A 24240-nucleotide genomic window follows, 5' to 3' on the forward strand; every position below is an offset into this window, starting at 1 on the left:
GAATCATGATCCTATGATGCCTGCCGCCGCGATGCTGGCAATCAGCCAAGCACGGTTATGCAATCGATGTAACAGAATCGTAATAAAAGGACGCCGCCCGCGCCGTCAACGATCCACATCGATGGCGAAATGCCGCCACAGCGCGGCTCGCCGTTCCTCTTCCGAATGCAGCGTCGTTTCGTGGCGTTGATGATCTTCGGTCACGATCAGCTTCATGTCGCTGAGGGTCACTCGGCCCAGTTCGGTCGGCCGTGAACACACCAGGCGCTGGGTGAAGTGCGACTGCGGCGAGGTGCTGTGGAAGTGGCACATCTCATCGAATTCATGCGGTTCGCGCGGCTGAACGGTAAAGCGATACAGGGTTTTGGCATGCGAGCGCTGGTCGCCGTTGCGGCGTTCCAGCAGGTAATATTCGCCTTCCCGCTCCAGGTGGAAGGTGCCGCTGGCCTGCGGTTGCGGCTCGGCAACGACGATTTTGAGCGGCGTCAGGAAGGAATCGCCGAAACCGACGTCCACCAGCCAGGCCTGGCCCGCCAGATCCACCCGCAGCGCCAGATGGTCGTAGGGTGGGCCGAAATGGCCGTCGCGCGCGCGGATCTCGCCGGAGATAAAGCTCACCCTGAAACCGATCTCCCGCAGCAGCAGGGCGAACAGCGTATTCAGCTCATAACAGAAACCGCCGCGGTTACGCTCGACCACTTTGCTGAACAGCGCTTCGGGCGCCAGCTGAATACCCTGATGATAAATAATGCTCAGGTTCTCGAACGGCACGCTCAGCATGTGGCGATGATGCAGCTGTTGCAACGTGGGGAGATCGGGGCGGGCGACGCCGGTAAAGCCGATATGCTGCAGGTAGCGTTGGGTGTCCACAGGGTGTCTCGCATGAGAAAAAGTAGGCTTAAAATAGCGGGCTTTGTGGCGTTTGTGAGCGCATTACGTGCTGCGCCTCGGCAGCCGGATTACTTTCCCGACGGGCGTCTTAGGTAAAGCGCCGGGTTCAGTGAGCGCAGATGCATTTTCAGTACGGCACCCCGCTGAAAGAGATAGTTGAGTACGGTCAATGACAGCAGTTCGGTCAGCAAGGTGCTGTAAGCGGCGCCCATCATGCCGTATTGCCGAATCAGGCCGTATGACAGAGGAATGTTAATGATAAACACCAACAACATTTTGCGGGAAAGGAAGCTGTAACCGGAAAACAGCACGATGTATTTATAGGCCACGGTCCCCAGGGCGGAGAGCAGGGTGGCGACGGCCAACACCCCCATGGCGGCATAGGCCGCCAGGTATTGCTCGCCGTACAACAGTGCGATGACCGGTTTGCCCAGCCAAACGATCCCGGCGACGATGGCTAAGGCGATGGCCAGCACCAACCCATTCAGTTTGGCCGCGGCGCGCATCGCGTCTTCGCGCCGATAGGCGAATATTTTCGCGAAGAACGAGGTGATGACGGCATCGGTAACGAACATCCAGGCGGTCGCCAGGGTAATGGCGACCGAGTAAATGCCCAGCACCGCGGCGGAAACGAACCACATCAAAAACAGCTGCGCCAGCCGGGTATAGATGGCGATGGAAACATTGGATACCGCCAACGGCAGGCCGCTGGCGAGCAGATAGCGCACATATTTGCGCCGAATACGGCCGGGGGCCGAAAAGCCCGGATGGCGGCGATGATAAAGGTGATGACGGATCAGATAGGGGATGAGGTACACCATCACGATAGGGATGGCCAGAAAGTACAGGTGCAGATCAAAAAACACGATCAGCCAGCGAGCCAATAATGCGCTGGCTAAGCCGGCCACGTTGGCCAGGGTATTGAAACGCGATTCCAGCCGGGCGTCATGGTAAATGGCGAAGACGTCTTTGAGTGAAAAAAACGAGGCCAGGAATGTGGCGGCGCAAAAGTAAAAGGTCGTGAAGTCTTCCCGCAGCCCGGTATAAAGCAAGATGATCGCAGAAAAGGCCAGGAAACAGGCTTGCCTCAGCCGGTTGGTGGAGAACATCAGCGCTGCGCCGGAGCGCGGATTACGGCTAATGCGTTTGAAGAGGATGGTGTCCGACCCCAGCAGCGCCAACGTTTGGGTAATGGCGAAAATCGCCGTGGCAAAGGTAATCTTTCCGAAGCTTTCCGGCCCAATATATTTGGCAATGTAGGCGGTGATGAATATAACGCCGAGGATTGATACCGTCTTTTCCGCTATCATCCAGGAAGCGTTTCTTATTATGCTGAAGTCTATGATCTTTAGTTTCACTGACGCTTCCCTGAATACCTTATGATATAGGATTATTCCGTTTTTTATCCTTTAATAATCACCAAGGCTTTTTTTATATTTTACAATTGAAGTCAATTGCATTTAAACTTTAGCTGGGTCTTTTGTTATGTTGGATTAATGGATGAATCAACGGAATGAGAAAATTCGTAAAATACCTCTATAAGGTTTCGCCTGACTTTATTTATTATCAGCTGTCGCATTATTTTGCTCACGGAAGCTTTGTCAACTTTTTGAATCCTAAAAGTTTTTCCGAAAGGATTTACCACAGAATGCGCTACCCGCGCGAAGAGTTCAGCCTGTTGGCGGACAAGGTGGCGGTGAGGGATTATATATCCAGTCGCGTTTCGGAAAAATACCTAACGCCGGTCATCATGATAACGGAGAACTTCACTGAGCAAGACTATTTGTCGTTGCCTCAATCTTTTGTTATCAAAACAAATAATGCCTCGCAGCAAGTTAAGATTGTCAGAGATAAAGCGCGAGTGAGTTATGATGAGGTTGCAAGCACTCTCAAGAAATGGTCAAAAATAACGTATTGGAAGCGCTTTCGTGAGAAGCACTATGCGAAGATCCCACTGCAAATTGTGGTTGAAAACCTGTTGGACATCGAACGCGACGGTGAATTGATCGACTATAAAGTGCATGTTTTTAACGGCAGCCAGCCTTATCTGTTCGTGGAGTTGCTGCGGGGCGGCCCGGAGCCGACGTCGCTGGAGTTTTTGGACCGCCATGCGCATCACTGCTTTTTTACCCAGAAAGATATTCCCCAGATCAACACGTTGCACGCGAAGCCTGACTTTTGGGATGAGATGATTGAGGTCGCCCAAGCCGTTGCCGCCGATCTGGACTACTGCCGGGTCGATTTCTACCTGACGCAAGACAGGCTCTATATCGGCGAGCTGACGCTCACCCCCGGTGCAGGCAATGAAGTGTACCAACCGCGCGCCACGAACCTGCTGCTGGGCGAGCTGATGGCCAAAACCTGAACGCTATGCCGAGCGTTGGGCCAGTTCCCGCAGCCAGCCCAAAAACGCCGCGGCGTTCCTCTTCGAATGCAGTGTCGTTTCGTGGCGCAGGCGATCTTCAGTCATGAAGCGCATCCCAAGTTGGATGCGTTGAAAACAGGACAGGAAAGAAATAGCGGGAAAGCCACCGGCGCGTTTTACAGCATCGACGGCGGTTATTCCGCGCATTAACAAAAACAGGCCCCTGATGGGGCCTGTGCAGTTACCAGGATTTATGCGGGTTGCGGGAGACGATGTCGATCTTTTGACACAGCAGTTTGGTAATGTCCACCGAGGTTGGCTGAGCGGCGCTGCCGACAAAGTTTTTCAGCACGATGGCGATGCGGGCGTAATTAACGTAGCCCTCAGGCAGCGGCAAATACTCGGCAACGTCGAGCGCGGTAATGCGATCCGAGGTCATCGTTGCTGAAGTGGTCGGGGTGACTGTGCCGGTGCGCCCCCACTGACAGACTTTTTCCAGCAAGGTGGTGACGCCGGCATCGCCGTTCAGCACATACTTTCCTTGGTAGGTGCCGATTGTGACATCAAGGCTGTTCTGGCCTTTTAGGTTTGCCAACGTGGCGCGCCACAGCACCAGATCGTTTTTCGCGATCGGGAAGTAGATCTCGATGCGCTTGTCGGCCGTTGTCGCCGTTTTGGTGGTGGCGGTGAGCACGCCGTTTTGCAGCGTTACTGCCAAATCGGCGGTTTCCGTTTGCGAAACGCGTGCGCCGCCGAAGGCGTAGACATTATTCAGCGCCAGCGCACTGCTCTCTTTCCAGGTGGGTTCCGGCAGATGGTTGACGCCATCGCCCAGATAGAGCAGACGCCACATGTTGACATAGCCAGGCGCGACGATCTTTTTCATTTCGATGTGGTTGTTGGACCAGCCTTTTTTAATGTCGGCGTTCACCAGATCGAACCCATCGATATAACATTTTCCGCTCAGATCGCTGGATTTATCGAAGTAGAAATATTCAACGTATTGATAAGGCACCTTGCTGCCGGTATCGGTGTTGTTAGTCATCACGCTGTGCCATTGGCTGTCTTTGATTTTTACCGTGCCGCCGTTGTCGCTGGTAAATACCGGTCGATAGTTGCGGCAGTTGGCGTTGCCCCATTCGAAGTGGCAGTTTTTAAAGTCAAGCGTGCCGCCTTTGAGATCAAACAAGCCGTAATCGGTATTGGCCAACTGTTCGGTTTCATTGTTAAAGCCGCTGTAATCGAAAGAGCAATCTCGGAAGGCCAAAGTATGCACGCCCTGATAGTAGTTTCGGCTGTCGCCGAACAGGCATTTGTAGAAGACGATTTTTTCGCCGGCGTTGGCGGTGGTTTCCGACCAAATTGGCCACACACAACCGCGCACCATGATGCTGTGCCAGCTCTGAATATAGGCGTTGTTGCCGAAGACGATGCCCTTGTGCAGGTTAGTCAGCCAGACGTTTTGCACCAGCAGTTGGCAGGCCGGCAGGCCGTGCATGTTCGAGGCATCGCTGTAGACGCACAGGCCGCGCAGATTGGCCGCCGCGCCGGGCGCTCCGACGATGCGCAGGTTGTAAATCGCCGGCGCACCCAAAGAGTATTGCACGCGTACGCACTCGATATTGGCCGCGCTGCTGAAATCAAGAATGGTGCCCTTAAAATCGACGGCGTTTTTCCATAGCTTCAGGTTGGCGGTGGTTTTACAAGGGCGTACGCCGCCGGGGCCGACCAGAGTAATCCCCGCAGGGGTCGTCGGGATCGGCAGTTGCCACCACTCTTCGCCTTTGACCTGCAAGAAGTTGCAAGCGCGGGTGATGGTCAGAGAGTAATCCAGCTCATCGCCCGGCAGGTGCCACCAATCGATGCTGTAATCGCCGTCATTGATGGTGCGCTTCCAGCGGCGGTTTTGCGCGTCGACGAGCAGGGTAACACCGTTATCCTGACTGGTGGAATCCGCGTCGTCTCGGGTAAATACGCCATGGTGGTAGCGGTTTTCGAGCATCACTGCGGTTTCGCTGCCGGCATAGTTGCGCAGATTGGCATAATCATTTAATGAAATCATGGAATAACCCTCATTTGGTACGATAAGAGGCCGATGCAATATGTGGCAGTTGCAGAGGCGGAGGCTTAAGTAAGTGGCATTGTGACCGAAGAGGGAGCCCGTTCATGATCCCGGTCGGCAGGAATAAATTAACAGGCTAAGGCGAGGGCATTAAGCGTCCAGGGTTGTGTCTGACGCCAGCAAACATCACGTTGCGGATTTTAGGTGCTGGCGGCGAGGGCGAGTGCTTGCAGCCAGCCCAAAAACGCCGCGGCGCCGGGTTTTTCCAGCGTGCGCGGCGGGTAAACCACGTAGTAGGGCTTGCTAAGCGGCAGCGCCGGTTCGGCCAGGGTGACCAGCCGGCCTTCCGCCAGTTCACGGGCGATCAGCCGCCGCTGGCCGAGCAGCACCCCGCGTCCCTGCACGGCGGCGTCGATGGCCAGCGAAGTCAGGTTATAGGTCAGCCCACGGCGCGGCGGCGGCGACCGGTCGGCGGCGGTGAACCATTCGTGCCAGCCCGGCAGAAACTGGCTCTCCTTGCCCCAGTCGACGTGAAGCAGCGGCAGCTGCGCCCAGTCGCCGCGATCGCGCAGCGCCGGGCTGCATACCGGCTGCACCCGATCCTGAAACAGCTGCACCTTTTCCTGCAGCGGATAATCCTGATCGCCGAAGCACAGCGCGAAATCCGCCGCCGAATGGGCGAAATCGACCGCCGCATGGGTCGCGTGCAGCCGCAGATCGCCGTCGGGGCACTGCGCCAGCCAGTCGCCCAGCGCCGGATTCAGCCATTTAGACGCCAGCGCCGGCAGGGCGAACACCGTCAGCGCCTGTTTGCCGCGCTGGCGTTCGACGTGTTGCTGCGCCACGCGCAGCGTTTCAAACGCCTCCTGCACGTAGGCCAGGTAGTCCGCGCCCTGTTCGGTCAGCGTGACGCCGCTTTTAGCGCGAATGAACAGCGTGATGCCCAGATGTTGTTCGAGCTGGCGGATCTGTTGGCTGACGGCGGCGGCGGTCAGCGCCAGCGCATCCGCCGCACGGGCCAGGCTGCCGGTGCGAGCGGCGGTTTCGAACGCCAGAATGGCGCTCAGCTTGGGCAAGCGCGCGCGGGACGGTGAGTGCATGGGCAGGGCTATCGCTAAGAATTGGTTAGCTTATCCATAACGTATTTTTGTTATGGCGGCAATGCGGCATTCGCTACAGTGAGAGGCATCCGGCTATCGCACACGAGGGGAATGTCATGCCGCAACTTGCCGATATTATCGATCTGCCCGCCCATCCCATCGACGACGCCGAGTTCCGCGCCCGTTGTCGGCAAACGCTGGAACGCAGCGGTGCGTTAGTACTGCCGGGATTTCTGCGCGCCGCCGCGCTGGCGACGGTGCGGCTGGAAGGCGCCGAACAGCACCACGCGGCGTTTTACGCCACCAGCAAACACAACGTGTATCTGCGGCCGCAGGACGACGCGCTGCCGGCCGATCACGCGCGCAACCGGCTGGTGGTGTCGTCCAAAGGCTGCATTACCGACGAAGATATTCCGCCGCAGTCGCCGCTGCGTGCGCTGTACGACGCTCCGGCGTTTCGCGCGTTCCTCTGTGCGGTGCTGGATGAGGCGCAGCTGTATCCCTACGCCGATAGGCTGTCGTCGATCAACCTGCATTACGCCCACACCGGCCAGGAGCTGGGCTGGCACTTCGACAATTCGTCGTTCGCCATCACGCTGCTGATCCAGAAACCGGCGGCGGGCGGGCGTTTCGAGTACGTGGAGAACCTGCGCGATGCCGATCGCGGCGAGATGAACTATGCCGGGGTCACGCAGGTGCTGGACGGGGAGCGGGCGGCCAAACGGCTGGCGATGGAGGAGGGGGATTTGGTGCTGTTTCGCGGGCGCAACGCCATGCACCGGGTGACGCCGACCGAAGGCGACATCACGCGCATGCTGGTGGTGCTGGCCTACAATGCGCAGCCGGACGTGATGCTGTCGGAAAGCGCCAGAATGACGTTCTACGGCCGATTATAGCGGATAAAAAAACCGCCCCGGAGGGCGGTTTGTCGAATCAGTGCGGGTTTTGTTCTTCGTGAGCCTGCTGTTCCAGCTTCACTTCCTGCGCGCGCTTGCGCAGGCCGAACCAGCCCAGCGTCAGCAGCACCGCCAACACCGGAATGGTGGCGATGGTCCAGGTGCCGTTCGGGTAGTCGAAGGCCATCATTACCACCACGATCAGCAGGAACGCCAGCGTCAGCCACGAAGTGAACGGCGCGCCCGGCATTCTGAACGACACCGGCTGAGCGCGGCCTTCGCGCACGGCTTTGCGCAGGCGCATCTGGCAAACGATGATAAACGCCCAGGAGGCGATGATGCCCAGCGAGGCGATGTTCAGCACGATCTCGAACACCTGCGACGGCACCAGGTAGTTGAGCACCACGCCGATCACGTAGATGCCGCAGGTGACCAGGATGCCGGCGTAAGGCACCTGCTGGCTGCTCATTTTGGCCATCAGCTTCGGCGCGGAGCCGCCCATCGCCAGCGAACGCAGGATGCGGCCGGTGGAGTAGAGGCCGGAGTTGAGGCTGGACAGCGCAGCGGTCAACACCACGATGTTCATGATGGTGCCGATGTAAGGCACTCCCAGCTTGCTGAAGAAGGTGACAAACGGGCTTTGGCCGGCCTGATAGGCGTTCCACGGCAGCAGCAGCACCAGCAGCACCACGGAGCCGACGTAGAACAGACCGATACGCCAGATCACGCTATTGATCGCTTTAGGCATCATTTTGGCCGGATCTTTACACTCGCCGGCGGCGGTGCCGATAAGCTCGATGCCGGCGAAGGCGAAGATCACCCCTTGCACCAACACCAGCGCAGGCAGCAGGCCGTGCGGGAACATGCCGCCGTTTTCGGTGATCAGGTGCATGCCGGTGGTGTGGCCGGCCACCGGCGTGCCGGTGCCGAGGAAGACAACGCCGACAATCAGGAACAGCGCGATGGCGGCGACCTTGATCAGCGCGAACCAGAACTCCATCTCGGCGAACCACTTCACGCCGATCATGTTCATGGTGGCGACGATGCCGAGCGCGCCGAGGGCGAACAGCCACTGCGGCACGTCGGCGAAGGTGCCCCAATAGTGCATGTACAGCGCAACGGCGGTGATGTCGACGATGCCGGTCATCGCCCAGTTGAGGAAATACATCCAACCGGCGACGTAAGAGGCTTTTTCACCGAGGAACTCGCGAGCGTAAGAAACGAAGCTGCCGCTGGAAGGGCGATGCAGCACCAGTTCGCCCAGCGCGCGCAGGATGAAGAAAGAGAAGATCCCGCACACCAGATAGACCAGCGCCAGCGCCGGCCCGGCCAGTTCGAGACGGCCGCCGGTACCGAGGAACAAGCCGGTGCCGATGGAGCCGCCGATGGCGATCATTTGGATTTGCCGGTTGCCCATGCTTTTGTGATAACCGGATTCATGAGAGTCTAGCCAGCGTCTTCTGGCGGCGTGTTTTTCATCCGCAGACTGTTTTTGTGAGTGCATTATCCGTCCTGTTTACCTGTCTATGTTAACCCTGCTCTTACCGAGAGCAAACGATTGCTATGACCAATCGTCATGAGAATGAGGTCGTGGCATCATTCCGCTGTTTATTGTGTATACAGCCATCATTAAAATAACGGCGAAGCATGCTACCTTTTCTCCGTAATGGTGGCAAAAAATACTGCGCATAAAACGTGAACAAGTGTGTTTATTTTTTAATCCAAATATAAAAGGATATATTATTCAAAAAGATGTGATGTTTTATCAAGACGGAAATATCGAGGAATAAAAAGTGATTAAAATCACAAAATAATAATTACCGTGCAAATTACAGGGTGTTGTTCTTATATTTCGCGGTGAGAAATAAGGGGAAAGGAAATGGCGACCCGCGCAGAAAATGGCATCAGCAGCGGGTCGGTGGGCGCGTAACGAGTCTTAGGCCGATTCGCTGGCCGGCAGAGCCGATGCGGGCAGGCCGAACAGCTTGTCGAATGCCCAATTGAACACGAAGGTATAACAAGGAATGATGACGATCAACGCCATATCCAGCAGCAGCGCCTGCCACAGCGTGATGCCCATCCACCAGGCGATCAGCGGGATCAGATACACTACCAGCGTCAACTGAAAGCCGACGGCGTGCAAAATGCGGCGTTTGAGCGTGCGGGCGCGCGACACCTGGCGGCTTTCCCACCACTCGAATACATAGTTGTAAATAAAGTTCCAGCTTACCGCGATGGTGGTGATCACCACTGCCAGCGGCCCGGTGCTGCTTGGCGCATGGCCCGACAGCAGCGCCAGCCCCAGCGCCGAGATCGCCATGCCGATGATTTCATAAGCGGTGACATACACCAGTTTGCGTTTGACGCCTTGCATCGTTTTCTCCCGATCTGTTTTTAGTTGCCTCTGTGGCGACGGCGGCTAAGATAACGTCAATCACATTGATAGAAAAAGTCAGGAGTTGTCAGTTAATCTGACAGGTTGAACAATGAATTTTTCCAGCGACAACATCGAACTGTTTTTGGCGGTGCTCGATCGCGGCTCGTTTTCCGCCGCCGCCCGCGCGCTGCGGCGCGTGCCCTCCGCCGTCAGCATGGCCATCGCCAACATGGAGGCGGAACTCGGTTTCGCCTTGTTCGACCGTTCTCACCGTGAACCGACGCCGACCGCGCTGGCGTTGGCCCTGGCGCCGCACGCCCGCCTGATCGCCGGGCAGCTCAAGCAGCTGCAGGTGCATGCCATCGAACTGTCCCAGGGGCTGGAGAGCCGGCTTTCGATCGGCGTGGCGTCGGATATCAACGGCGCCGGCCTGCTGGCGGCGGTGAAAACGCTGTCGCAACGTTATCCGCTGCTGAACATCGAAGTGCTCAGCGCGCCGCAGGACGACGTGTTGCACATGCTGCACGAGGGGCGCATCGGCGTTTGTCTGGCGTTCGGCGGGCTGAACGTCAACAGCGCGGAACAGTTCCACTTCGTGGGCGCGGAATCGCTGGTGGCGATGCTGTCGCCGCAGCACCCGGCGCTGGACGGCGCGGCGGGCGAGCTGTTTCTCGAGGATCTGGTCAACGTGCGGCAGATCATGGTGGCCAGTCGCGATCTGCCGATCGGCGATCTGCGTCCCCAGGTGGCGGAGGCTTACTGGCGCACCGACAGCCTGCCGATGGCGCTGAACATGGTGGAAGCGGGCCTGGGGTGGGGCAATTTTCCGCTGTCGTTGGCCGAGCCGCTGCTGGCGCAGGGGCGGTTGGTGCGGCTGAAGTTCAAAAACACCAAGAACGAGCTGCGCTTGCCGATGCATTTGATCTGGCTTAAGAATCGCCCGTTGGACAAAGCGGCGCGCGAACTGGTCGCGCTGATGCGCGAGGCGCCGCAGGAAAGCTGACGCCCGCTGTGTTTGCTTACTCCGGGTGGCGTTTACGCCACCAGAAACGCACCAGCAGGATGGCGGCGATCGCCAGCGCGACAAACAGCAGGCTGGAGAGCTTTTTGTCGAAGCCGGTAACGAAGCGTTCGATCGCCTGGCCGCCAAAATAACCGAGCATGACGAAGATCGTCGCCCATAAAATGGCGCCGAGGATGTTCAACGGCACGAAGCGCGACGGCGGCAGACGGCTGGCGCCGATCAACACCGGGCCGATGATGCGGAAACCGTACATGAAACGCACCCCGATAACGAACAGCATCGGGTGGCGGGCGATCAGCCTTCTGGCGCGCGCGATGCGCTTTTCCTGTCCCTTGAGCCGCGAGATGACGCGGCCTTCAAACCGGCGGCCGGCGAAGTACAGCAGCTGGTCTCCCATCATGCCGCCCAGCGCCACCACTGCGATCACCCACGGCCAGTGCAACAGCCCTTCATGAGCGGCGATGCCGCCCAGCAGCGTGATGGTTTCCCCTTCCGCCAGGCAGCCGATAAACAACGCCCAGTAACCGTAGTCCGTAATATAGTGGGCTAAATCGGTCATTCCTTACTCCTTATGTGGCTGACGCATAAGGGCAAGTATACGCCCGATTGCTAACCTTGGGCGATCTGGGCCACCAACGCTCTGCGCCGCTGAAGGCTCTCCGCCATCTGCGCCTGTACCCTGGCGTAAATGTGCGGCGGGGCCAGTTCCGGCGTGCCGCCCTCGAACGGCGGCGCCGGGGCGTATTCCAGATAGAGCTGGATCATTTGGGCGGTCTCTTCGACGTGCAGTTCGGCGATCAGCGCCAGCGCGAAATCGATGCCGGCGGTGACGCCGCCGCCGCTGATCACATTGCCGTCGCGCTCCACGCGCGCTGAGCTCGGCACGGCGCCGAACAGCTTCAGGCTGTCGCGCATCGACCAGTGGCAGGCGGCGCGTTTGCCTTGCAGCAGACCGGCGGCGGCCAGGATCAGCGAACCGGTGCACACCGAGGTCAGGTAGCGGGCATCGGCGCCCAGCCGACGGATCTGCTGCATGAAGGCCTCATCTTGCAGCGCCTGGGTGCAGCCGCTGCCGCCCGGCACGCACAGCACGTCGCAGCGCGCGATCTCCGGCAGCGGGCGCAGCTGGGTGAAGTGCAAGCCTTCCGACTCGACATCCGCGCCGTCTACCGAGGCGACGACGATTTCCGCGCCCGGCATGCGGCGCAGGAACTGCAAGGGGCCCGTGAAGTCGAGCTGGGTGACGCCTTGATAGATGGGAAATACAATCACGAGTGATTCAGACATGATATTCGCCTCATTTTTATCGTTGGACCTGGGTCATAATAGCCGCCCTGTTTTTGGCTGATATGACAGATAACCCTCAAAAAGCGCCATCATGAAAACGATCGGTTTTGTGGTTTTTCCCGGTTTTAACCTGCTGGACTTTGCCGGGCCGCTGGCGGCGTTCGATAACGTCAGCCAGTTCACCGACCCGCCGGCCTACCGCTGTGTGGCGATCTCGCCGCAGGGCGGCATGGTCGCCAGCTCGGCCGGGGTGGAAATCGCCACGCAGCCGTGCGGCGACGAGCGTTTCGATACGTTGGTGGTGGCCGGCGGCAGCGGCAACGTGATGGCGGCGCAATCACCGGCGCTGGCGGCGTTCCTGGCCAACCAAAGCCGACGAGCGCGGCGCATCGCCAGCGTATGTACCGGCGCGTTTATTCTGGCGGCCTGCGGGCTGCTGGACGGCAAGCGCGCCACCACTCACTGGTATCACGCGGCGCGGCTGCAGCAGAACTACCCGCGCATTCGCGTCGACAGCAACCGCATCTTCATTCGCGACGGGGATATCTGGACCTCGGCCGGCATCAGCGCCGGCATCGATCTGGCGTTGGCGCTGATCGAAGACGATCTGGGCGCCACCCTGGCGGCGGCCGTGGCGCGGCAGCTGGTGGTCTATCACCGCCGCCCCGGCGGGCAGTCGCAGTACTCGCTGCTGCTGGCGCTGAATCCGTCGTCGGATCGCATGCGCACCGCGCTGTCGTACGCGCGCGAGCATTTGCATCTGCCGCTGTCGGTGGCGGATCTGGCCGACGCCGCCTGCCTGAGCGAGCGGCAATTCGGCCGGCTGTTCCGCGCCGAAACCGGGCAGACGCCGGCCAAGGTGATCGAGCAGCTGCGGGTAGAGGCGGCCAGAGGGCGTATTGAAGAGAGCGCCGAACCGCTGGAGGCGATCGCCCGCTCGGTGGGGTTCAGCGATCCGGAGCGTATGAGGCGGGCGTTTATCCGCGTATTTGGCCTGTCTCCGCAGGCGATCCGCCGGCTTGGCCGCGCGGGATAACTTTTTTGCCACGCCTGGCGGCGGGGCGCATCAGAGGAGCAACGGATGTATCAGGATTTTGAGAGCGAATTGAGCTGGGCGATGCGTCATATGCCGCGCACCCGGGCGGCGGTGGCGGCGTTGCCGGACCTGCACGGGGTGCGGTTGGCGTGCAATATGCACCTGGATCTGAAAATGGCGCCGCTGGTGGCCGGCCTGCTGGACAAGGGCGCGGCGATCTTTCTGACCACCTGCAATCCCACCACGGTACAGAACGACGTGGTGGCCTGGCTGGAACGGCGGGGCGCGCAGGCTTACGCCTGGCGCGATATGAACGCCGGCGAATGGTCGGAATCTTTCGATCGCGCGCTGGCCTGGCGGCCGACTCACCTGTGCGAAATGGGAGCGGATCTGACCACCCGTCTGCACCAATCGCCGAACGGCCCGCAGATCGTTGCCGGGCTGGAGGCCACCGGTTCAGGCATCAGCCGGTTGAACGGCGTGGCGCCGCGCTACCCGATCTTCAATTGGGACGATCTGCCGGTGAAAGAAGGGTTGCATAACCGGCACATGGTTGGGCTGACCGCCTGGCATACCTTCTTCCAGACCACCCATTTGACGCTGCACGAGAAGCGCGTGCTGGTGATCGGTTACGGCCTGGTCGGGCAGGGCACGGCGGCGGCGGCCAGGGCGTACGGCGGCCAGGTGATGGTGGCGGAAATCGATCCGGCGCGTGCGCTGCAGGCGCGTTATGACGGCTGGCAGGTGGTGGATCTGGCGAGCGCGGTCGCGCAGGCGGACGTTATCGCCACCGCGACCGGCGCGAAAAACGTGCTTTCGGCGCAGCATCTGCAACAGGCGCAGGACGGCGTATTTATCCTCAACGTCGGCCACGTGGCCGAAGAGATCGATGTCGGCTTCCTCAAGAGCCTGCCGCACCACGAGCCGATGCCTTATGTGAATGCTTACCAACTGAATGAAAAGACGGTCTATTTGCTGGCCAATGGCTCGATGTTCAACCTGACCGCCGGCTATGGCGACAGCCTTAACGCTTTCGACGTCACGCTGGCGGTGATGGCGGCCGGCATCGGCCATATCGTCGGCGCGGGAGCGCGGCAAACGCCGGGGCTGTACCTGTTGCCGCAGTCGGCGTGGCAGCCGGCACTGTAACTTTTTCCCCGCGGGCGTTCATCCCAGAGCGCCCGCGGGCTGTACCGATTTTCGGCCGACAGAATTTGTCACAAATCCGCCATACAATCCCAGTGCCAAGCGCTGAACCCTCACATATAATTCGCTGAATTCAAGCCCCCATTTCAGAGTAATGCCTGTGAAAATACGTGTTTTGGTTCTGACTCTGCTCGCTTTACAGACGGGCGCGGGCTTTGCGCCGCGCGCGCTGGCCAGCGACAACGCCGCCGCCGTGCACGCCACCCAGCCGGAGCTGGCTTCCGGCAGCGCGATGGTCGTCGATATGCAAACCCATAAGGTGATGTACGCGCGCAACCCGGATGAGGTGGTGCCGATCGCCTCGATCACCAAGCTGATGACCGCTATGGTCACGCTGGACGCGCACCTGCCGCTCGACGAGATGCTGTCGGTGGACATCCACCAGACGCCGGAGATGAAAGGGGTGTATTCGCGGGTGCGGCTGAACAGCGAAATCAGCCGCAAGGATATGCTGCTGCTGGCGCTGATGTCGTCGGAAAACCGCGCGGCCGCCAGCCTGGCGCACCACTATCCGGGCGGCTACAGCGCCTTCATCAAAGCGATGAACGCCAAGGCCAGGGCGCTCGGCATGACCAATACCCATTATGTGGAACCGACCGGGCTCTCTATTCATAACGTGTCGACGGCGCGCGATCTGACCAAACTGCTGATCGCCACCAAGCAATATCCGTTGATCGGCCAGCTCAGCACCACCACCGAACGCATGGCCAGCTTCAAGGATCCCAACTACACGCTGCCGTTCCGCAACACCAACCACCTGGTGTACAACCCGAAATGGAACATTCAACTGACCAAGACCGGCTTCACCAACCAGGCGGGGCACTGCCTGGCGATGCGTACCGTGATCGGCAACCGCTCGGTGTCGCTGGTGGTGCTGGACGCCTTCGGTAAATACACCCACTTCGCCGACGCCAACCGTCTGCGCAGCTGGATTGAAACCGGCAAGGTGACGCCGATCCCGGCCGCCGCCCGTGACTATCGCCGCCAAAAAGACGCCCGTCTGGCGAAGAACGACAGCGAATAACCCGCCTGGCGGTCCGCCCGTTTGCGGCGGGCCGCTATCGGCCCTCGGGCCGTCTGATGACAAATCCCCGCTCGCGATCGCCGTCGAAGCCCGCTTTCAGGTAGAGCTGGTGCGCGCCGGTGCGTTGCTGCCCCGACAACAGCATCACCTTGTAACAGCCTTTTCGCCAGGCCAGCTGCAGCGCGTATTCAATCATGGCGAGCGCCACGCCGTGGCCGCGGTAGGGCTCCGCCGTCACCACGTGTTCGATGACGCCGAACGGTTGTGCCTGATGCGCCAGCCCCGGGATCAGCGCCAGCATGCAGGTGGCGATCGGGTGATCTTCTTTCGCCGCCACCACCAGACGGATCGCCGGATCGTCCAACAGGCGTTGCAGGGTACGGCGCGCATCGTCGGCGCGCAGCGGCGCGTCCTGCGGGCGCAGCTCGCGATATAAGGCTAACAGGCCGTTGAGATCGTCCGGCTGCGCCAGGCGATGAATGATGCTCATGGTTGCTCCTTTCCGCCGCTTCAACGGTAATCCGCTATCCTCCATTAATACCACAACGTTTGCCGGAGGGGATGTTATGAGTCAGGTTTCGACCTTTGTCATGTTCCAGGGAGAGGCGCAGCGGGCGATCGATCTCTACAGCCAGGTGTTCGAGCGTTTTCGGCTCATGCAGGTGCAGCATTACGATCCGACGCCGGACGGCCGGCGGTTGATCAAGCATGCGTCCATCGATTTTGATCGGCAGAACCTGGTGTTTACCGATAGCCCGATCAGCCATGACTTCAGCTTTACCCCGGCGGTGTCGCTGTTCATCAACCTGACTAACGAAGAAGCGTTGGAGCGGGCGTTCCACCGGCTGGCGGAGGGCGGCAAGGTGCTGATGCCGCTCGATGACTACGGCTTCAGCGCCCGTTTCGGCTGGCTCAACGATCGTTTCGGCCTTTCCTGGCAGCTCAATGTGCCGGCGGGCGATCTGCCCTGAGCTCAGCGCGCGGCGTGCAAAAGGGATGGTAGCGCCTACTGTTGTTTCATATGCTTATCGCCATGGCGGCAGGGCTCTCTGCCGTGGGCAATACCGACAACATCATGGAAAGGTGCGCTTTGATTGATTTTGACCGCTATGTTGAGCAAGCGAAGTCTTACGGCGAGTGGCCGGGCGGGCATGTGGACATGTCGTCCGGTTGCGTCGAGGGGTTGAGCTATCGTCTGTATCGGCACGCAGCCGAGAGTGAAGACGCGATCGTGGTTTATCACGGCGGCGGGGTTAACAGCGCCGCCGGGTATGACATTCTTGCGCGCCAGCTGGCCGCCGAGCCAACGCTCGCGGTGTGTCTGGTGGATATCCGTGGACATGGCGATTCCACGGGAGAGCGGGGGACGGTTGAGCGGCCTGAGCGTATTTGGCGCGATGTCGATGTCATCCTGGTGGAAATGCGCCGCCGGTTTCCGTTGGCGCGCAGGCACCTGCTGGGCCATTCGAGCGGCGCCGGCATGTTGCTCAACTACCTGACCCGTTACCCTGGCGAACAGCAGGCGGACAGCCTGATCATGCTGGCGCCCGAGCTGGGGCCATTTTCCGGGATGGCCCGCGATCTGGCGGCGACGGCCCGTTTTGCGCAGGTGCGACAATGGCCGTTTGTCGCCAATGCGCTCAGCGGCGGGCGCTGGTTTGGGCACGTTCGGGCGGTCAGCCTGAATTTTCCCCCGGCTGTGCTGGCCGCCGCCCCCGATTTTGTCTGCCAATACAGCGTCAATATGGCTAACGCGTTGACGCCTCGCGCCCCGGCCAGGCAACTGGCGGCGCTGCGATTACCGACCTTGCTGCTGGCGGCAGCGCAGGATGAGTTGTTCAATGCGCAAGCGATGCAGCGCTTCGTCAAACAGCATGGCAACGCCCAAACCGCCTTTGGTTTGCTTGAAGGCAGCACGCATTTATCGTGCGTATTTGATGCCCATCCCCTTGTCCTTCAACATATCTCGCGTGCGGCCGCTACCGGATCCGATGAGGGGCCGGCGGGCGAGGGGGTTTAACGTCGGCGCGGGGCGGCCATTGCTGGCCTGGCGTTTTCCTCTCTCATCCTATATCCCTGCATGGCGCTTAACCGCTATGCTAAACAAATAATAAATGTGAATGTAAAAGGATGAATCATTTTGGCAGGAAGTAGCTTACTCACTCTCATCGACGACATCGCCTCATTGCTGGACGATGTCTCTTTAATGAGCAAGATGGCGGCGAAAAAAACCGCCGGGGTGCTGGGGGACGATCTGGCGCTCAACGCGCAGCAGGTCACCGGCGTTAAAGCCGACCGCGAGCTGCCGGTGGTGTGGAGCGTCGCCAAAGGCTCGCTGATCAACAAGGCGATCCTGGTGCCGTTGGCGCTGCTGATCAGCGCCTTCGCGCCCTGGGCGATTACGCCGCTGCTGATGGTGGGCGGCGCCTACCTGTGTTACGAAGGGTTCGAAAAGGTGTTCCACAGCCTGAGCCCCGGCAAGGCGGCGCAGGAGGAGACATCGGACGGGCCCGGCGCCAATGAGGACGCCGCGGCCTATGAAAAGCGCAAGGTGAAAGGGGCGATACGCACCGATTTTGTGCTGTCCGCCGAGATTATCGCCATCACCTTGGGCACGGTCGCCGGCGCCACCTTCAGCCAGCAGGTGATCGTCTTGTGCGGCATCGCCGTCGTGATGACGCTCGGTGTGTACGGCATTGTCGCCGGCATCGTCCGCCTGGACGATCTGGGGCTGTATCTGAGCCGCAAACGCAGCGCGGTGGCGCGCTCCCTCGGCGGCGGCATCGTGCGCGCCGCGCCTTATTTGATGAAAACGCTGTCGATCGTCGGCACTGTCGCCATGTTTATGGTCGGTGGCGGTATTCTGACCCACGGTTTGCCGCCGGTGCATCATCTGTTCGAAGACTGGGCCTCGTACACCACTGTGGTGCCGACGTTTGGCCATCTTTTGCAGGGGGTGATCCCGGCGCTGTTGAACGTGGCGTTCGGGCTGGTGGCCGGCGGTGTCGTGCTGGCGGTGGTGTCGGCGCTGGGCGCCGTGCGCGCGCGTTTCAAGGCTTGATGAAAAGTCTCGCCCCGGGAGGGGCGGGACGTATCAGACGAATTAAAAGATCAGTTTGAGAACGCCGGTAATCGTCAACAAACCCACGATGAAGATGATGGCGACAATCCACAGAATAATTTTCATTGGCTTCTTCCTTACCGGTTAAAGGTGGGGCGCGATTGGCGCTAACTTAATGAAATCATTCTTCACTATAGACGCTATCTCTCTATCGTGCGTCGTCATGCCTTCACGGGCGCCGCTTGTCGCCCGCGCCCAGCGCGCGCTGCATAATCTGCGTGTCGCGCCATTCCCCCAGCTTGAACCCCACCGCTTTTAACGTTCCTGCACTGGTGAAGCCGAGTGACTGATGCAAGGCCAATGAGCCGCGGTTGGCGGCGGAATCGCCGACGATCGCCAGCATCTGGCGCCAGGGGCCTTGTTCGCAGCGGGCGATCAAGGCGCTCAGAAGCGCTCTGCCGATGCCTTTACCCTGTTGCCCTTCGGCGATGTACACCGAGTCTTCCACGGTAAAGCGGTAAGCCGGCCGGGGGCGATAAGGCGTGGCATAACAGTAACCCACAATGACGCCTGCGCTTTTCGCCACCAGCCAGGGCAGGCCGGCCTCCCGCACCTTGCTCAGGCGCAGCTGCATTTCCGCCAGCGTCGGCGGCTGCTCTTCAAATGAGGCCGCGCCGTACAGCACGTGCTGGGTGTAAATACGCAGCACGGCTGCCATATCGTCCGGTGTGGCGTCAAGAAGGCTGAGTACGGGGGCGGAGAGCGTTGTCACGTGTCTGTTTACCTTGAAAATCAGCGGATAAACGCCATTATGCGCGCTGCTCGCCGCCGGGATAAATCGGGTTTTCTTATGGTGAGATAAGAAAAGGCGATGATGAGCGGGAAGGGGCTCTTTGGGGAGAGCCCCTGAGGCGGTTTGCCTGGCATTACCAGCCTTTCACCGCGCCGCCGTTGAAGATTTTTTCGGCGGCTTTGGCCACTTCATCCGATTCATAGGCCTTGATGAAGTTCTGCACGTTCGGCGCGTCCTTGTTGTCTTCGCGAGTGACGATGATGTTGGTGTACGGCGAGTCTTTATCTTCGATGAAGATGCCGTCTTTGGTCGGCGACAGGCCGGTTTGGTTGATGTAGGTGGTGCTGATGACGGCGACGGTGACCTTCGGATCGTCCAGCACATGCGGCAACTGCGCGCCTTCCAGCTCCATGATCTGGTAATGATGCGGGTTGGCGCTGATGTCCAGCGCGGTAGGCAGCAACCCTTTGCCAGGCTTCAGGCTAATCAGCCCGGTTTTTTCCAGCAGCAGCAGGGCGCGTCCCAGGTTGGTCGGATCGAGCGGAATGGCGATCACCGCCCCGTCCGGCAACTCTTTCAGCGATTTTATCTTTTTGGAGTAGCCGGCCATCGGGAAGACGAAGGTATTGCCGACCGCCACCAGCTTATAGCCGTGATCTTTGTTTTGCTGTTCGAGGAACGGGCGGTGCTGGAACACATTGGCGTCCAGTTCGCCTTTGTCGGTGGCGTCGTTCGGCAGCAGCGAGCCGCTGAAACCGACCAGTTCGACGTCCAGCCCGTATTTCTCTTTCGCCACCTGCCTGGCGACTTCTGCCACGTCTTGTTCCGCGCCGTTGATGACGCCGACTTTGATATGGTTTTGGTCGGTTTTTTGATCGCAGCCCTGAAGCGCCAAGACGGCGGCGAAGGCCGCCGCCAGAGGGGTGATACGCCAGCGTAAGGTCATCGAACTCTCCCTGAAAAGAACAATAAAATCAGTTGGTTTTTGTTCTTACAGCTAAGCCTGAACCGCCGATGAAGTCAAACGCTCGTTCAGCATAAACGGCTATAGCTTATAGCCGTTATGCGATGGGGGATTATCGGCTGAGCGAACGCAGCACCACGATGCCCGGCGTGGCCATCACATAATCCATAAAGGGTGAATCGACGACCTGCATGTTGGCCTTGCGCGATGAGGCGTTGCGCAGCACCGGGCCGTTGTCGGTCATGACGAAGATGCCGGTATGGGTCACGTCCAGCCCGGCGAGGTTGGTGTAAATGCCGATGTAGTCGCCGGTGCGCAGCTGGGCCAGCACCTTGTCGTCGACGCGGTCGCTGGGAATGTAGGTCACGCTGCGCTGCACGACGGGCAAGCCGGGCAGGTAGCTGCCGCCGTCGGCTTTCTGATTGAGGTTTTTCACGAGGCTGACGGCGTGCGGGCTGAGCTGGGCGGTGATGTCTTCGGCCACTTTTTTCGGCCGCTGCGCCCAGTCGGTGAAGAAGTGTTTGCGCTGCGGGAAGGCGATTTTGCCGTCGACATAGCGGATGTCCACCAGGCGCTGAACGAACTCGGCTTCGCTGCGGGCGGTGCTGAGCGCTTCGACATAATCGATGTAGGTGAAGCAATCCAGCCCGCGGAAGTCGATCACCAACTGCTCGGGCGTGCTCTGCGAACCGATCAGGCGGTTGGCGAGATAGGGCGTGCCGAGGAATTCGCGCGAAATCAAATCGACGGTGCGGCCATGCGGCTGCGCGGCGGGCCAACCGGCGCGCAGTGCGAGGATCTCACGCAGCTTGCTGCGGGTGCTGTCATCCATCTGCGGTTGCAGGTTCGGCGGCGAAACGGCGGCGTCGGTCGGCGGCGTTGCGGGGGTGACGGCGGTGGGGCGATCGGCGCATCCGCTCATGGCGATAGCTAACATCAGTAAAACAGCCTTGTTCTTGTTCATACGGCCCTCCATGGGTGTCGCTGGTTTATCAGAGTAAGTGATAACAGTTCTCATCCGATGGTAGGGGTTAAAAAGTAAACATAACCTCAATGGCAATCGATAAATCAGTAACCGATTTCGCTATTGAACGGCAAATACCAGAACAGCGCGATTTCGTGATCGGCGATCTCCGGTTCGGCGCGGTACAGCAAGCGATCGATGCCGCCGAGGATAAACCCATAGTGCTGGTAGCAGCGGCAGGCCGCCAGGTTGTTGTTCTGCGTTTCGAGCATCATACCTGAGGTTTCCTGCTGCCGCGCCCACTGTTTGGCGCAGTCCAGCAGCGCCCCGGCGATGCCTTGGCGGCGCGCGTCAGCGCTGACGGCGATCTCGTCGATCAGGGTGTAGCCGTTCCAGTTTTTGCTCAGCGTGATGTGGCCAACGGCGTCGTTCTGGCGATAAGCCAGGAAGGTCACGCTGTCTTCGTTGGCGAACGGCGCCAGGGGATAGCGTTTGCGAAACGGCGCCACCGGGCGGGTTGGCCAGCTGTCCACCGGGCTGTCGAACTGCGGCAGGGCGTAACAGGCGATGGTGAAGCTGAAATCGCCGCGGGCCAGATAATCGTCGGGCAACGTCTCAATGGCCGCGATGCGGATGGTCGGGTTCATTACGGCAGCTCCCGCAGCAGACGCGCCGGGTTGCCGGCGTAGATCCCCTTGCGGGTGATGTCGCGGGTCACGACCGCCCCGGCGCCGATCACCGCGTCGCTACAGATCGTCACCGCCAGGATCGTGGCGCCGGAACCGATGGACACCCGATCGCCGATGCAGGTGCGCCCCCAGCTGGCCGGATCGGCGTTGGGCGCGCCGTCTTTGAACAGATCGTTGGCGAAGGTGACGCCGTGGCCGACAAAGCACGCTTCGCCGAGGGTAACGTATTCGCAGATAAAGCTGTGCGACTGAATTTTACTGCGCGCGCCGATGCTGACGTGGCGCTGGATCTCGACGAACGGGCCGACGAAGACATCGTCGCCGAGCCGGCAGCCGTAAAGATTGCAGGGTTCTACCACGGTGACGTTGCGCCCGGCGTCGACGTCGACGATCCCCGCCTGGCGGGTGATGATAGCGGATGACATAACCTTCCTCACAGCCTGGGTTTAATGGGGGGAGTATAAGACAAAGCGCCGCGCCTTTCGCTTTCCGCACGTTTTTTCGCCAAAAGACTATAATTAGTACAGGGGAGAGAGCCCCGTGGCCGCAATCCTCGCACGGGTAGCTGTCCGTCAGAGGTGTGAAATTCGTTCGCCGATCGCGGCCTACGGCGAGATAGGAGGTGTCTCATGGTCAGTCATGTTTGGGGACTTCTGGCGCATCCCAGCGCCGAGTTCGAACAGATCAAAAGCGAGAATGAAAGCGTCTCGCACCTATACACCCATCACGTGTTGCTCTTGGCAGCAATCCCGGTGGTCTGCGCCTTTATCGGCACCACCCAGTTGGGCTGGCTCTCCGGCGAGGGACATGCCATCAGGCTCGACATGTTTACCGCGTTTTATACCGCCGTGGCGTTCTACCTGCTGATGCTGGCAGGCGTAGCGGCCATGGGGAAAGTCATTCACTGGATGGCGCGGCGTTATGAATCGCGCCCAAGCCTGCACCGCTGCATGGTGTTCGCCGGCTACGTGGCGACCCCGATGTTCCTCAGCGGGGTAGTGGCGCTTTATCCGGTCGTCTGGCTGTGTCTGTTTGTCGGCATTATCGGCCTGTGCTATTCGGGCTATCTGCTGAATCTGGGGATCCCGCACTTCCTGAATATCGACAGTAAGGAAGGGTTCATCTTCTCCAGCTCGACCTTCGCCATCGGCATTCTGTTGCTCGAGCTGCTGCTTGGGGTGACGGTGCTGCTGTGGGGGTACGGTTCCTGGTTGTTCTGAGTTAACGGTTGTTGTTATCGCCCCCGCGCCGGTGGAACGGCGCGGGGGCTTTTGTTTTTAGGCTATGCGCGGCGGAAAACCAGCATCACGCCGAGCACGATGCCCGCCATGCCCAGCAGGCTCAGCGCGGCCAGCGCGTGGCCGAGCAGCAGATAATCCAGCAGAGCGGTGACCGCCGGGATCAGGTAGAACAGGCTGGTCACCTGCACCAGGTTGCCGCGCTGGATCAGCCGATACAGCAAGAACGTCGCCAGCACCGAGATCACCACCGCCATCCACAGCAGCGGCAGCACGAACTCAGGCCGCCATTCGACCCGCAGCGGCTCAAACGGCAGCGCCAACGCACACATCAACAGCCCGACGGCATACTGCAGCGGCAACACCGCCAGCGGCGGCTGCGTCATGCCCTTTTGCAGCAGGGTGCCGGCGGTCATGCAGCCCAAGGCGATAAAGGCGAACAGCATGCCGCTCAGCGAGAAATGGGCCACCATCAGGCTTTGGTACACCACCAGCGTCAGCCCCGCCAACGCCAGCGCCAACCCGAGCGCGCGCAGCCCGGCGCAGCGCCGTTCGGTAATGAACTGGGTCAGGATCGGCTGTACGCCAAGCAGCGTGGCCAGCACGCCGGGGGTAATGCCCCGTTCGAGGGCCAGCAGATAGCAGATCTGATAGCTGCCGATCATCAGCACGCCGATCAACGCGACGCGCCGACGGGTGCCGGCGGCGGGCAGGCACTGGCGCTGCCACAGGCCGATGGCCAACAGCACCGCCAGCGCGATGGCGCAGCGGAAGAACAGAAAAGCGAAGGCGGAGGCGTGCTCCAACCCCCAACGGGAGAAGATCGCGCCGCTGCTCCAAAGCAGGACGAACAGCGTAGCCAGGCCGGCATTGGCCCAGAGAGAAGGTAATCGCATATCAATTTCACCTGTCGTGAAAATTACAGGCTCCGGCGCGCGCGGCGGTCTACGCCTGAACGCAATAAATCAACATAAGCCGGAGGTAAAAGTCGGTGTGGCTTAGCGCACGACCACAAGGCGTGGCGGGTAAGCGGCAACCGCGGAAACGACAGAGAAAACGGCGGGTGGAGCGGAGGAAGCACACAGCAAAACGACGGCCGGAACGGTCGCGTTTGTCGGATCTGTGCTGTGCGCCAGGTAGGTCATGTGAGTTCCAGAAAACCGTGAATGAAACCAATCGCTTCAAACATAGCCAAGTTCAGCGTGGCGTGCAACCGAAAATCACAGAATCATAAATGATAATGAAAATCATTATCATTAAATT

27 protein-coding genes are annotated in these 24240 nt (G+C 59.9%); 11 read left to right on the forward strand and 16 right to left on the reverse strand.

The genetic code is table 11. The features are described 5' to 3' along the window. Positions 1 to 105: 105 nt before the first annotated feature. Positions 106 to 870 (reverse strand): arylamine N-acetyltransferase family protein, encoded by a 765-nt coding sequence (locus tag ACJ8J1_RS12485; RefSeq protein WP_033642256.1) that lies wholly within the window; start codon positions 868 to 870, stop codon positions 106 to 108. Positions 871 to 959: 89 nt separating this feature from the next. Continuing rightward, entirely contained in the window at positions 960 to 2249 is a 1290-nt protein-coding gene (locus ACJ8J1_RS12490; RefSeq protein ID WP_442520346.1) for an oligosaccharide flippase family protein, read from the reverse strand. Between the two features lie 155 nt (positions 2250 to 2404). On the opposite strand from ACJ8J1_RS12490, the gene ACJ8J1_RS12495 reads away from it, so the two are divergent. Next, positions 2405 to 3256 (forward strand): ATP-grasp fold amidoligase family protein, encoded by an 852-nt coding sequence (locus ACJ8J1_RS12495; RefSeq protein ID WP_033642258.1) that lies wholly within the window; start codon positions 2405 to 2407, stop codon positions 3254 to 3256. Positions 3257 to 3322: 66 nt separating this feature from the next. Then, the gene (locus ACJ8J1_RS12500; protein ID WP_154219865.1) at positions 3323 to 3466 is read left to right on the forward strand and encodes a hypothetical protein; all 144 of its coding nucleotides are present in this window, start codon (positions 3323 to 3325) and stop codon (positions 3464 to 3466) included. Between the two features lie 31 nt (positions 3467 to 3497). Here the strand turns inward: ACJ8J1_RS12500 and ACJ8J1_RS12505 are convergent, their stop codons facing one another. Continuing rightward, positions 3498 to 5318, reverse strand: coding sequence for a hypothetical protein (locus ACJ8J1_RS12505; protein ID WP_033642259.1), 1821 nt, complete (start codon positions 5316 to 5318; stop codon positions 3498 to 3500). Between the two features lie 200 nt (positions 5319 to 5518). After that, positions 5519 to 6418: a LysR substrate-binding domain-containing protein gene (locus ACJ8J1_RS12510; RefSeq protein ID WP_033642260.1), complete on the reverse strand. Its 900-nt coding sequence runs from the start codon at positions 6416 to 6418 to the stop codon at positions 5519 to 5521. A 116-nt stretch (positions 6419 to 6534) separates the two neighbouring features. Between ACJ8J1_RS12510 and ACJ8J1_RS12515 the strand changes: the two genes are divergently transcribed. Next, positions 6535 to 7314, forward strand: coding sequence for a HalD/BesD family halogenase (locus ACJ8J1_RS12515; RefSeq protein ID WP_033642261.1), 780 nt, complete (start codon positions 6535 to 6537; stop codon positions 7312 to 7314). A 37-nt stretch (positions 7315 to 7351) separates the two neighbouring features. On the opposite strand, the gene ansP is transcribed toward ACJ8J1_RS12515, so the two are convergent. Together ansP and ACJ8J1_RS12525 are read right to left on the reverse strand one after the other, a co-directional pair. After that, positions 7352 to 8818 (reverse strand): L-asparagine permease, encoded by a 1467-nt coding sequence (gene ansP / locus ACJ8J1_RS12520; protein ID WP_033642262.1) that lies wholly within the window; start codon positions 8816 to 8818, stop codon positions 7352 to 7354. A gap of 432 nt (positions 8819 to 9250) precedes the next feature. Continuing rightward, positions 9251 to 9688 (reverse strand): PACE efflux transporter, encoded by a 438-nt coding sequence (locus ACJ8J1_RS12525; RefSeq protein WP_033642263.1) that lies wholly within the window; start codon positions 9686 to 9688, stop codon positions 9251 to 9253. A gap of 112 nt (positions 9689 to 9800) precedes the next feature. Here ACJ8J1_RS12525 and ACJ8J1_RS12530 point away from each other — a divergent pair, with 112 nt between their 5' ends. Further along, entirely contained in the window at positions 9801 to 10694 is an 894-nt protein-coding gene (locus tag ACJ8J1_RS12530) for a LysR family transcriptional regulator (RefSeq protein ID WP_033642264.1), read from the forward strand. Positions 10695 to 10710: 16 nt separating this feature from the next. Here ACJ8J1_RS12530 and ACJ8J1_RS12535 read toward each other — a convergent pair whose 3' ends face one another. Both ACJ8J1_RS12535 and ACJ8J1_RS12540 read right to left on the reverse strand, forming a co-directional pair. Beyond that, the gene (locus ACJ8J1_RS12535; protein WP_015377041.1) at positions 10711 to 11274 is read right to left on the reverse strand and encodes a DedA family protein; all 564 of its coding nucleotides are present in this window, start codon (positions 11272 to 11274) and stop codon (positions 10711 to 10713) included. Positions 11275 to 11324: 50 nt separating this feature from the next. Beyond that, on the reverse strand, positions 11325 to 12002 hold the full coding sequence (locus ACJ8J1_RS12540; protein WP_442520347.1) for a DJ-1/PfpI family protein: 678 nt from the start codon (positions 12000 to 12002) through the stop codon (positions 11325 to 11327). A 91-nt stretch (positions 12003 to 12093) separates the two neighbouring features. Here ACJ8J1_RS12540 and ACJ8J1_RS12545 point away from each other — a divergent pair, with 91 nt between their 5' ends. The 3 genes from ACJ8J1_RS12545 to pbpG all read left to right on the forward strand — a co-directional run bounded on the left by ACJ8J1_RS12545 (position 12094) and on the right by pbpG (position 15268). Beyond that, on the forward strand, positions 12094 to 13038 hold the full coding sequence (locus tag ACJ8J1_RS12545) for a GlxA family transcriptional regulator (RefSeq protein WP_033642266.1): 945 nt from the start codon (positions 12094 to 12096) through the stop codon (positions 13036 to 13038). Between the two features lie 45 nt (positions 13039 to 13083). Next, positions 13084 to 14187: an adenosylhomocysteinase gene (locus tag ACJ8J1_RS12550; protein WP_033642267.1), complete on the forward strand. Its 1104-nt coding sequence runs from the start codon at positions 13084 to 13086 to the stop codon at positions 14185 to 14187. Positions 14188 to 14338: 151 nt separating this feature from the next. After that, positions 14339 to 15268 carry a D-alanyl-D-alanine endopeptidase gene (gene pbpG / locus ACJ8J1_RS12555; protein WP_033642268.1) on the forward strand — a complete coding sequence of 310 codons (930 nt, stop codon included), beginning with the start codon at positions 14339 to 14341 and terminating at the stop codon, positions 15266 to 15268. A gap of 34 nt (positions 15269 to 15302) precedes the next feature. Here pbpG and ACJ8J1_RS12560 read toward each other — a convergent pair whose 3' ends face one another. Continuing rightward, on the reverse strand, positions 15303 to 15758 hold the full coding sequence (locus ACJ8J1_RS12560; RefSeq protein WP_025301952.1) for a GNAT family N-acetyltransferase: 456 nt from the start codon (positions 15756 to 15758) through the stop codon (positions 15303 to 15305). A 76-nt stretch (positions 15759 to 15834) separates the two neighbouring features. Between ACJ8J1_RS12560 and ACJ8J1_RS12565 the strand changes: the two genes are divergently transcribed. The 3 genes from ACJ8J1_RS12565 (at position 15835) to ACJ8J1_RS12575 (ending at position 18329) form a co-directional block, all read left to right on the forward strand. Then, positions 15835 to 16239, forward strand: a complete 405-nt coding sequence (locus tag ACJ8J1_RS12565; RefSeq protein WP_033642269.1) for a VOC family protein — start codon at positions 15835 to 15837, stop codon at positions 16237 to 16239. Between the two features lie 83 nt (positions 16240 to 16322). Continuing rightward, positions 16323 to 17288 carry an alpha/beta fold hydrolase gene (locus ACJ8J1_RS12570; protein WP_230079615.1) on the forward strand — a complete coding sequence of 322 codons (966 nt, stop codon included), beginning with the start codon at positions 16323 to 16325 and terminating at the stop codon, positions 17286 to 17288. 120 nt (positions 17289 to 17408) lie between these two features. After that, positions 17409 to 18329 (forward strand): DUF808 domain-containing protein, encoded by a 921-nt coding sequence (locus ACJ8J1_RS12575; protein ID WP_033642270.1) that lies wholly within the window; start codon positions 17409 to 17411, stop codon positions 18327 to 18329. Positions 18330 to 18371: 42 nt separating this feature from the next. On the opposite strand, the gene ACJ8J1_RS12580 is transcribed toward ACJ8J1_RS12575, so the two are convergent. The 6 genes from ACJ8J1_RS12580 to ACJ8J1_RS12605 all read right to left on the reverse strand — a co-directional run bounded on the left by ACJ8J1_RS12580 (position 18372) and on the right by ACJ8J1_RS12605 (position 22164). Continuing rightward, positions 18372 to 18455, reverse strand: a complete 84-nt coding sequence (locus ACJ8J1_RS12580; protein ID WP_016928643.1) for a membrane protein — start codon at positions 18453 to 18455, stop codon at positions 18372 to 18374. A gap of 103 nt (positions 18456 to 18558) precedes the next feature. Continuing rightward, entirely contained in the window at positions 18559 to 19101 is a 543-nt protein-coding gene (locus ACJ8J1_RS12585; protein WP_033642271.1) for a GNAT family N-acetyltransferase, read from the reverse strand. A 154-nt stretch (positions 19102 to 19255) separates the two neighbouring features. Next, positions 19256 to 20068, reverse strand: coding sequence for a MetQ/NlpA family lipoprotein (locus ACJ8J1_RS12590; RefSeq protein ID WP_033642272.1), 813 nt, complete (start codon positions 20066 to 20068; stop codon positions 19256 to 19258). A gap of 130 nt (positions 20069 to 20198) precedes the next feature. Next, positions 20199 to 21050: a DUF1460 domain-containing protein gene (locus ACJ8J1_RS12595; protein ID WP_033642273.1), complete on the reverse strand. Its 852-nt coding sequence runs from the start codon at positions 21048 to 21050 to the stop codon at positions 20199 to 20201. A gap of 104 nt (positions 21051 to 21154) precedes the next feature. Continuing rightward, positions 21155 to 21697, reverse strand: coding sequence for a GNAT family N-acetyltransferase (locus ACJ8J1_RS12600; protein ID WP_033642274.1), 543 nt, complete (start codon positions 21695 to 21697; stop codon positions 21155 to 21157). Next, complete coding sequence (locus ACJ8J1_RS12605) at positions 21697 to 22164, reverse strand: acyltransferase (protein ID WP_033642275.1); 468 nt, start codon at positions 22162 to 22164, stop codon at positions 21697 to 21699. The genes ACJ8J1_RS12600 and ACJ8J1_RS12605 overlap by 1 nt, the downstream gene beginning before the upstream one ends. 204 nt (positions 22165 to 22368) lie before the next feature. Between ACJ8J1_RS12605 and ACJ8J1_RS12610 the strand changes: the two genes are divergently transcribed. Further along, the gene (locus ACJ8J1_RS12610) at positions 22369 to 22959 is read left to right on the forward strand and encodes a Yip1 family protein (RefSeq protein ID WP_019453944.1); all 591 of its coding nucleotides are present in this window, start codon (positions 22369 to 22371) and stop codon (positions 22957 to 22959) included. Positions 22960 to 23021: 62 nt separating this feature from the next. On the opposite strand, the gene ACJ8J1_RS12615 is transcribed toward ACJ8J1_RS12610, so the two are convergent. Next, positions 23022 to 23873: a DMT family transporter gene (locus ACJ8J1_RS12615; RefSeq protein ID WP_033642276.1), complete on the reverse strand. Its 852-nt coding sequence runs from the start codon at positions 23871 to 23873 to the stop codon at positions 23022 to 23024. Between the last annotated feature and the right edge of the window lie 367 nt (positions 23874 to 24240).

Origin of the sequence: Serratia sp. CY37869 (assembly GCF_052168895.1) — a bacterium.
Classification (GTDB): domain Bacteria; phylum Pseudomonadota; class Gammaproteobacteria; order Enterobacterales; family Enterobacteriaceae; genus Serratia; species Serratia ureilytica.

Coding starts and splice junctions, on each gene's coding strand:
- ACJ8J1_RS12495 (WP_033642258.1), top strand. CDS start 2,405: ATGAGAAAATTCGTAAAATACCTCTATAAGGTTTCGCCTGACTTTATT.
- ACJ8J1_RS12500 (WP_154219865.1), top strand. CDS start 3,323: ATGCAGTGTCGTTTCGTGGCGCAGGCGATCTTCAGTCATGAAGCGCAT.
- ACJ8J1_RS12505 (WP_033642259.1), bottom strand. CDS start 5,318: ATGATTTCATTAAATGATTATGCCAATCTGCGCAACTATGCCGGCAGC.
- ACJ8J1_RS12510 (WP_033642260.1), bottom strand. CDS start 6,418: ATGCACTCACCGTCCCGCGCGCGCTTGCCCAAGCTGAGCGCCATTCTG.
- ACJ8J1_RS12515 (WP_033642261.1), top strand. CDS start 6,535: ATGCCGCAACTTGCCGATATTATCGATCTGCCCGCCCATCCCATCGAC.
- ansP (WP_033642262.1), bottom strand. CDS start 8,818: ATGCACTCACAAAAACAGTCTGCGGATGAAAAACACGCCGCCAGAAGA.
- ACJ8J1_RS12525 (WP_033642263.1), bottom strand. CDS start 9,688: ATGCAAGGCGTCAAACGCAAACTGGTGTATGTCACCGCTTATGAAATC.
- ACJ8J1_RS12530 (WP_033642264.1), top strand. CDS start 9,801: ATGAATTTTTCCAGCGACAACATCGAACTGTTTTTGGCGGTGCTCGAT.
- ACJ8J1_RS12535 (WP_015377041.1), bottom strand. CDS start 11,274: ATGACCGATTTAGCCCACTATATTACGGACTACGGTTACTGGGCGTTG.
- ACJ8J1_RS12540 (WP_442520347.1), bottom strand. CDS start 12,002: ATGTCTGAATCACTCGTGATTGTATTTCCCATCTATCAAGGCGTCACC.
- ACJ8J1_RS12545 (WP_033642266.1), top strand. CDS start 12,094: ATGAAAACGATCGGTTTTGTGGTTTTTCCCGGTTTTAACCTGCTGGAC.
- ACJ8J1_RS12550 (WP_033642267.1), top strand. CDS start 13,084: ATGTATCAGGATTTTGAGAGCGAATTGAGCTGGGCGATGCGTCATATG.
- pbpG (WP_033642268.1), top strand. CDS start 14,339: ATGCCTGTGAAAATACGTGTTTTGGTTCTGACTCTGCTCGCTTTACAG.
- ACJ8J1_RS12560 (WP_025301952.1), bottom strand. CDS start 15,758: ATGAGCATCATTCATCGCCTGGCGCAGCCGGACGATCTCAACGGCCTG.
- ACJ8J1_RS12565 (WP_033642269.1), top strand. CDS start 15,835: ATGAGTCAGGTTTCGACCTTTGTCATGTTCCAGGGAGAGGCGCAGCGG.
- ACJ8J1_RS12580 (WP_016928643.1), bottom strand. CDS start 18,455: ATGAAAATTATTCTGTGGATTGTCGCCATCATCTTCATCGTGGGTTTG.
- ACJ8J1_RS12590 (WP_033642272.1), bottom strand. CDS start 20,068: ATGACCTTACGCTGGCGTATCACCCCTCTGGCGGCGGCCTTCGCCGCC.
- ACJ8J1_RS12595 (WP_033642273.1), bottom strand. CDS start 21,050: ATGAACAAGAACAAGGCTGTTTTACTGATGTTAGCTATCGCCATGAGC.
- ACJ8J1_RS12600 (WP_033642274.1), bottom strand. CDS start 21,697: ATGAACCCGACCATCCGCATCGCGGCCATTGAGACGTTGCCCGACGAT.
- ACJ8J1_RS12605 (WP_033642275.1), bottom strand. CDS start 22,164: ATGTCATCCGCTATCATCACCCGCCAGGCGGGGATCGTCGACGTCGAC.
- ACJ8J1_RS12610 (WP_019453944.1), top strand. CDS start 22,369: ATGGTCAGTCATGTTTGGGGACTTCTGGCGCATCCCAGCGCCGAGTTC.
- ACJ8J1_RS12615 (WP_033642276.1), bottom strand. CDS start 23,873: ATGCGATTACCTTCTCTCTGGGCCAATGCCGGCCTGGCTACGCTGTTC.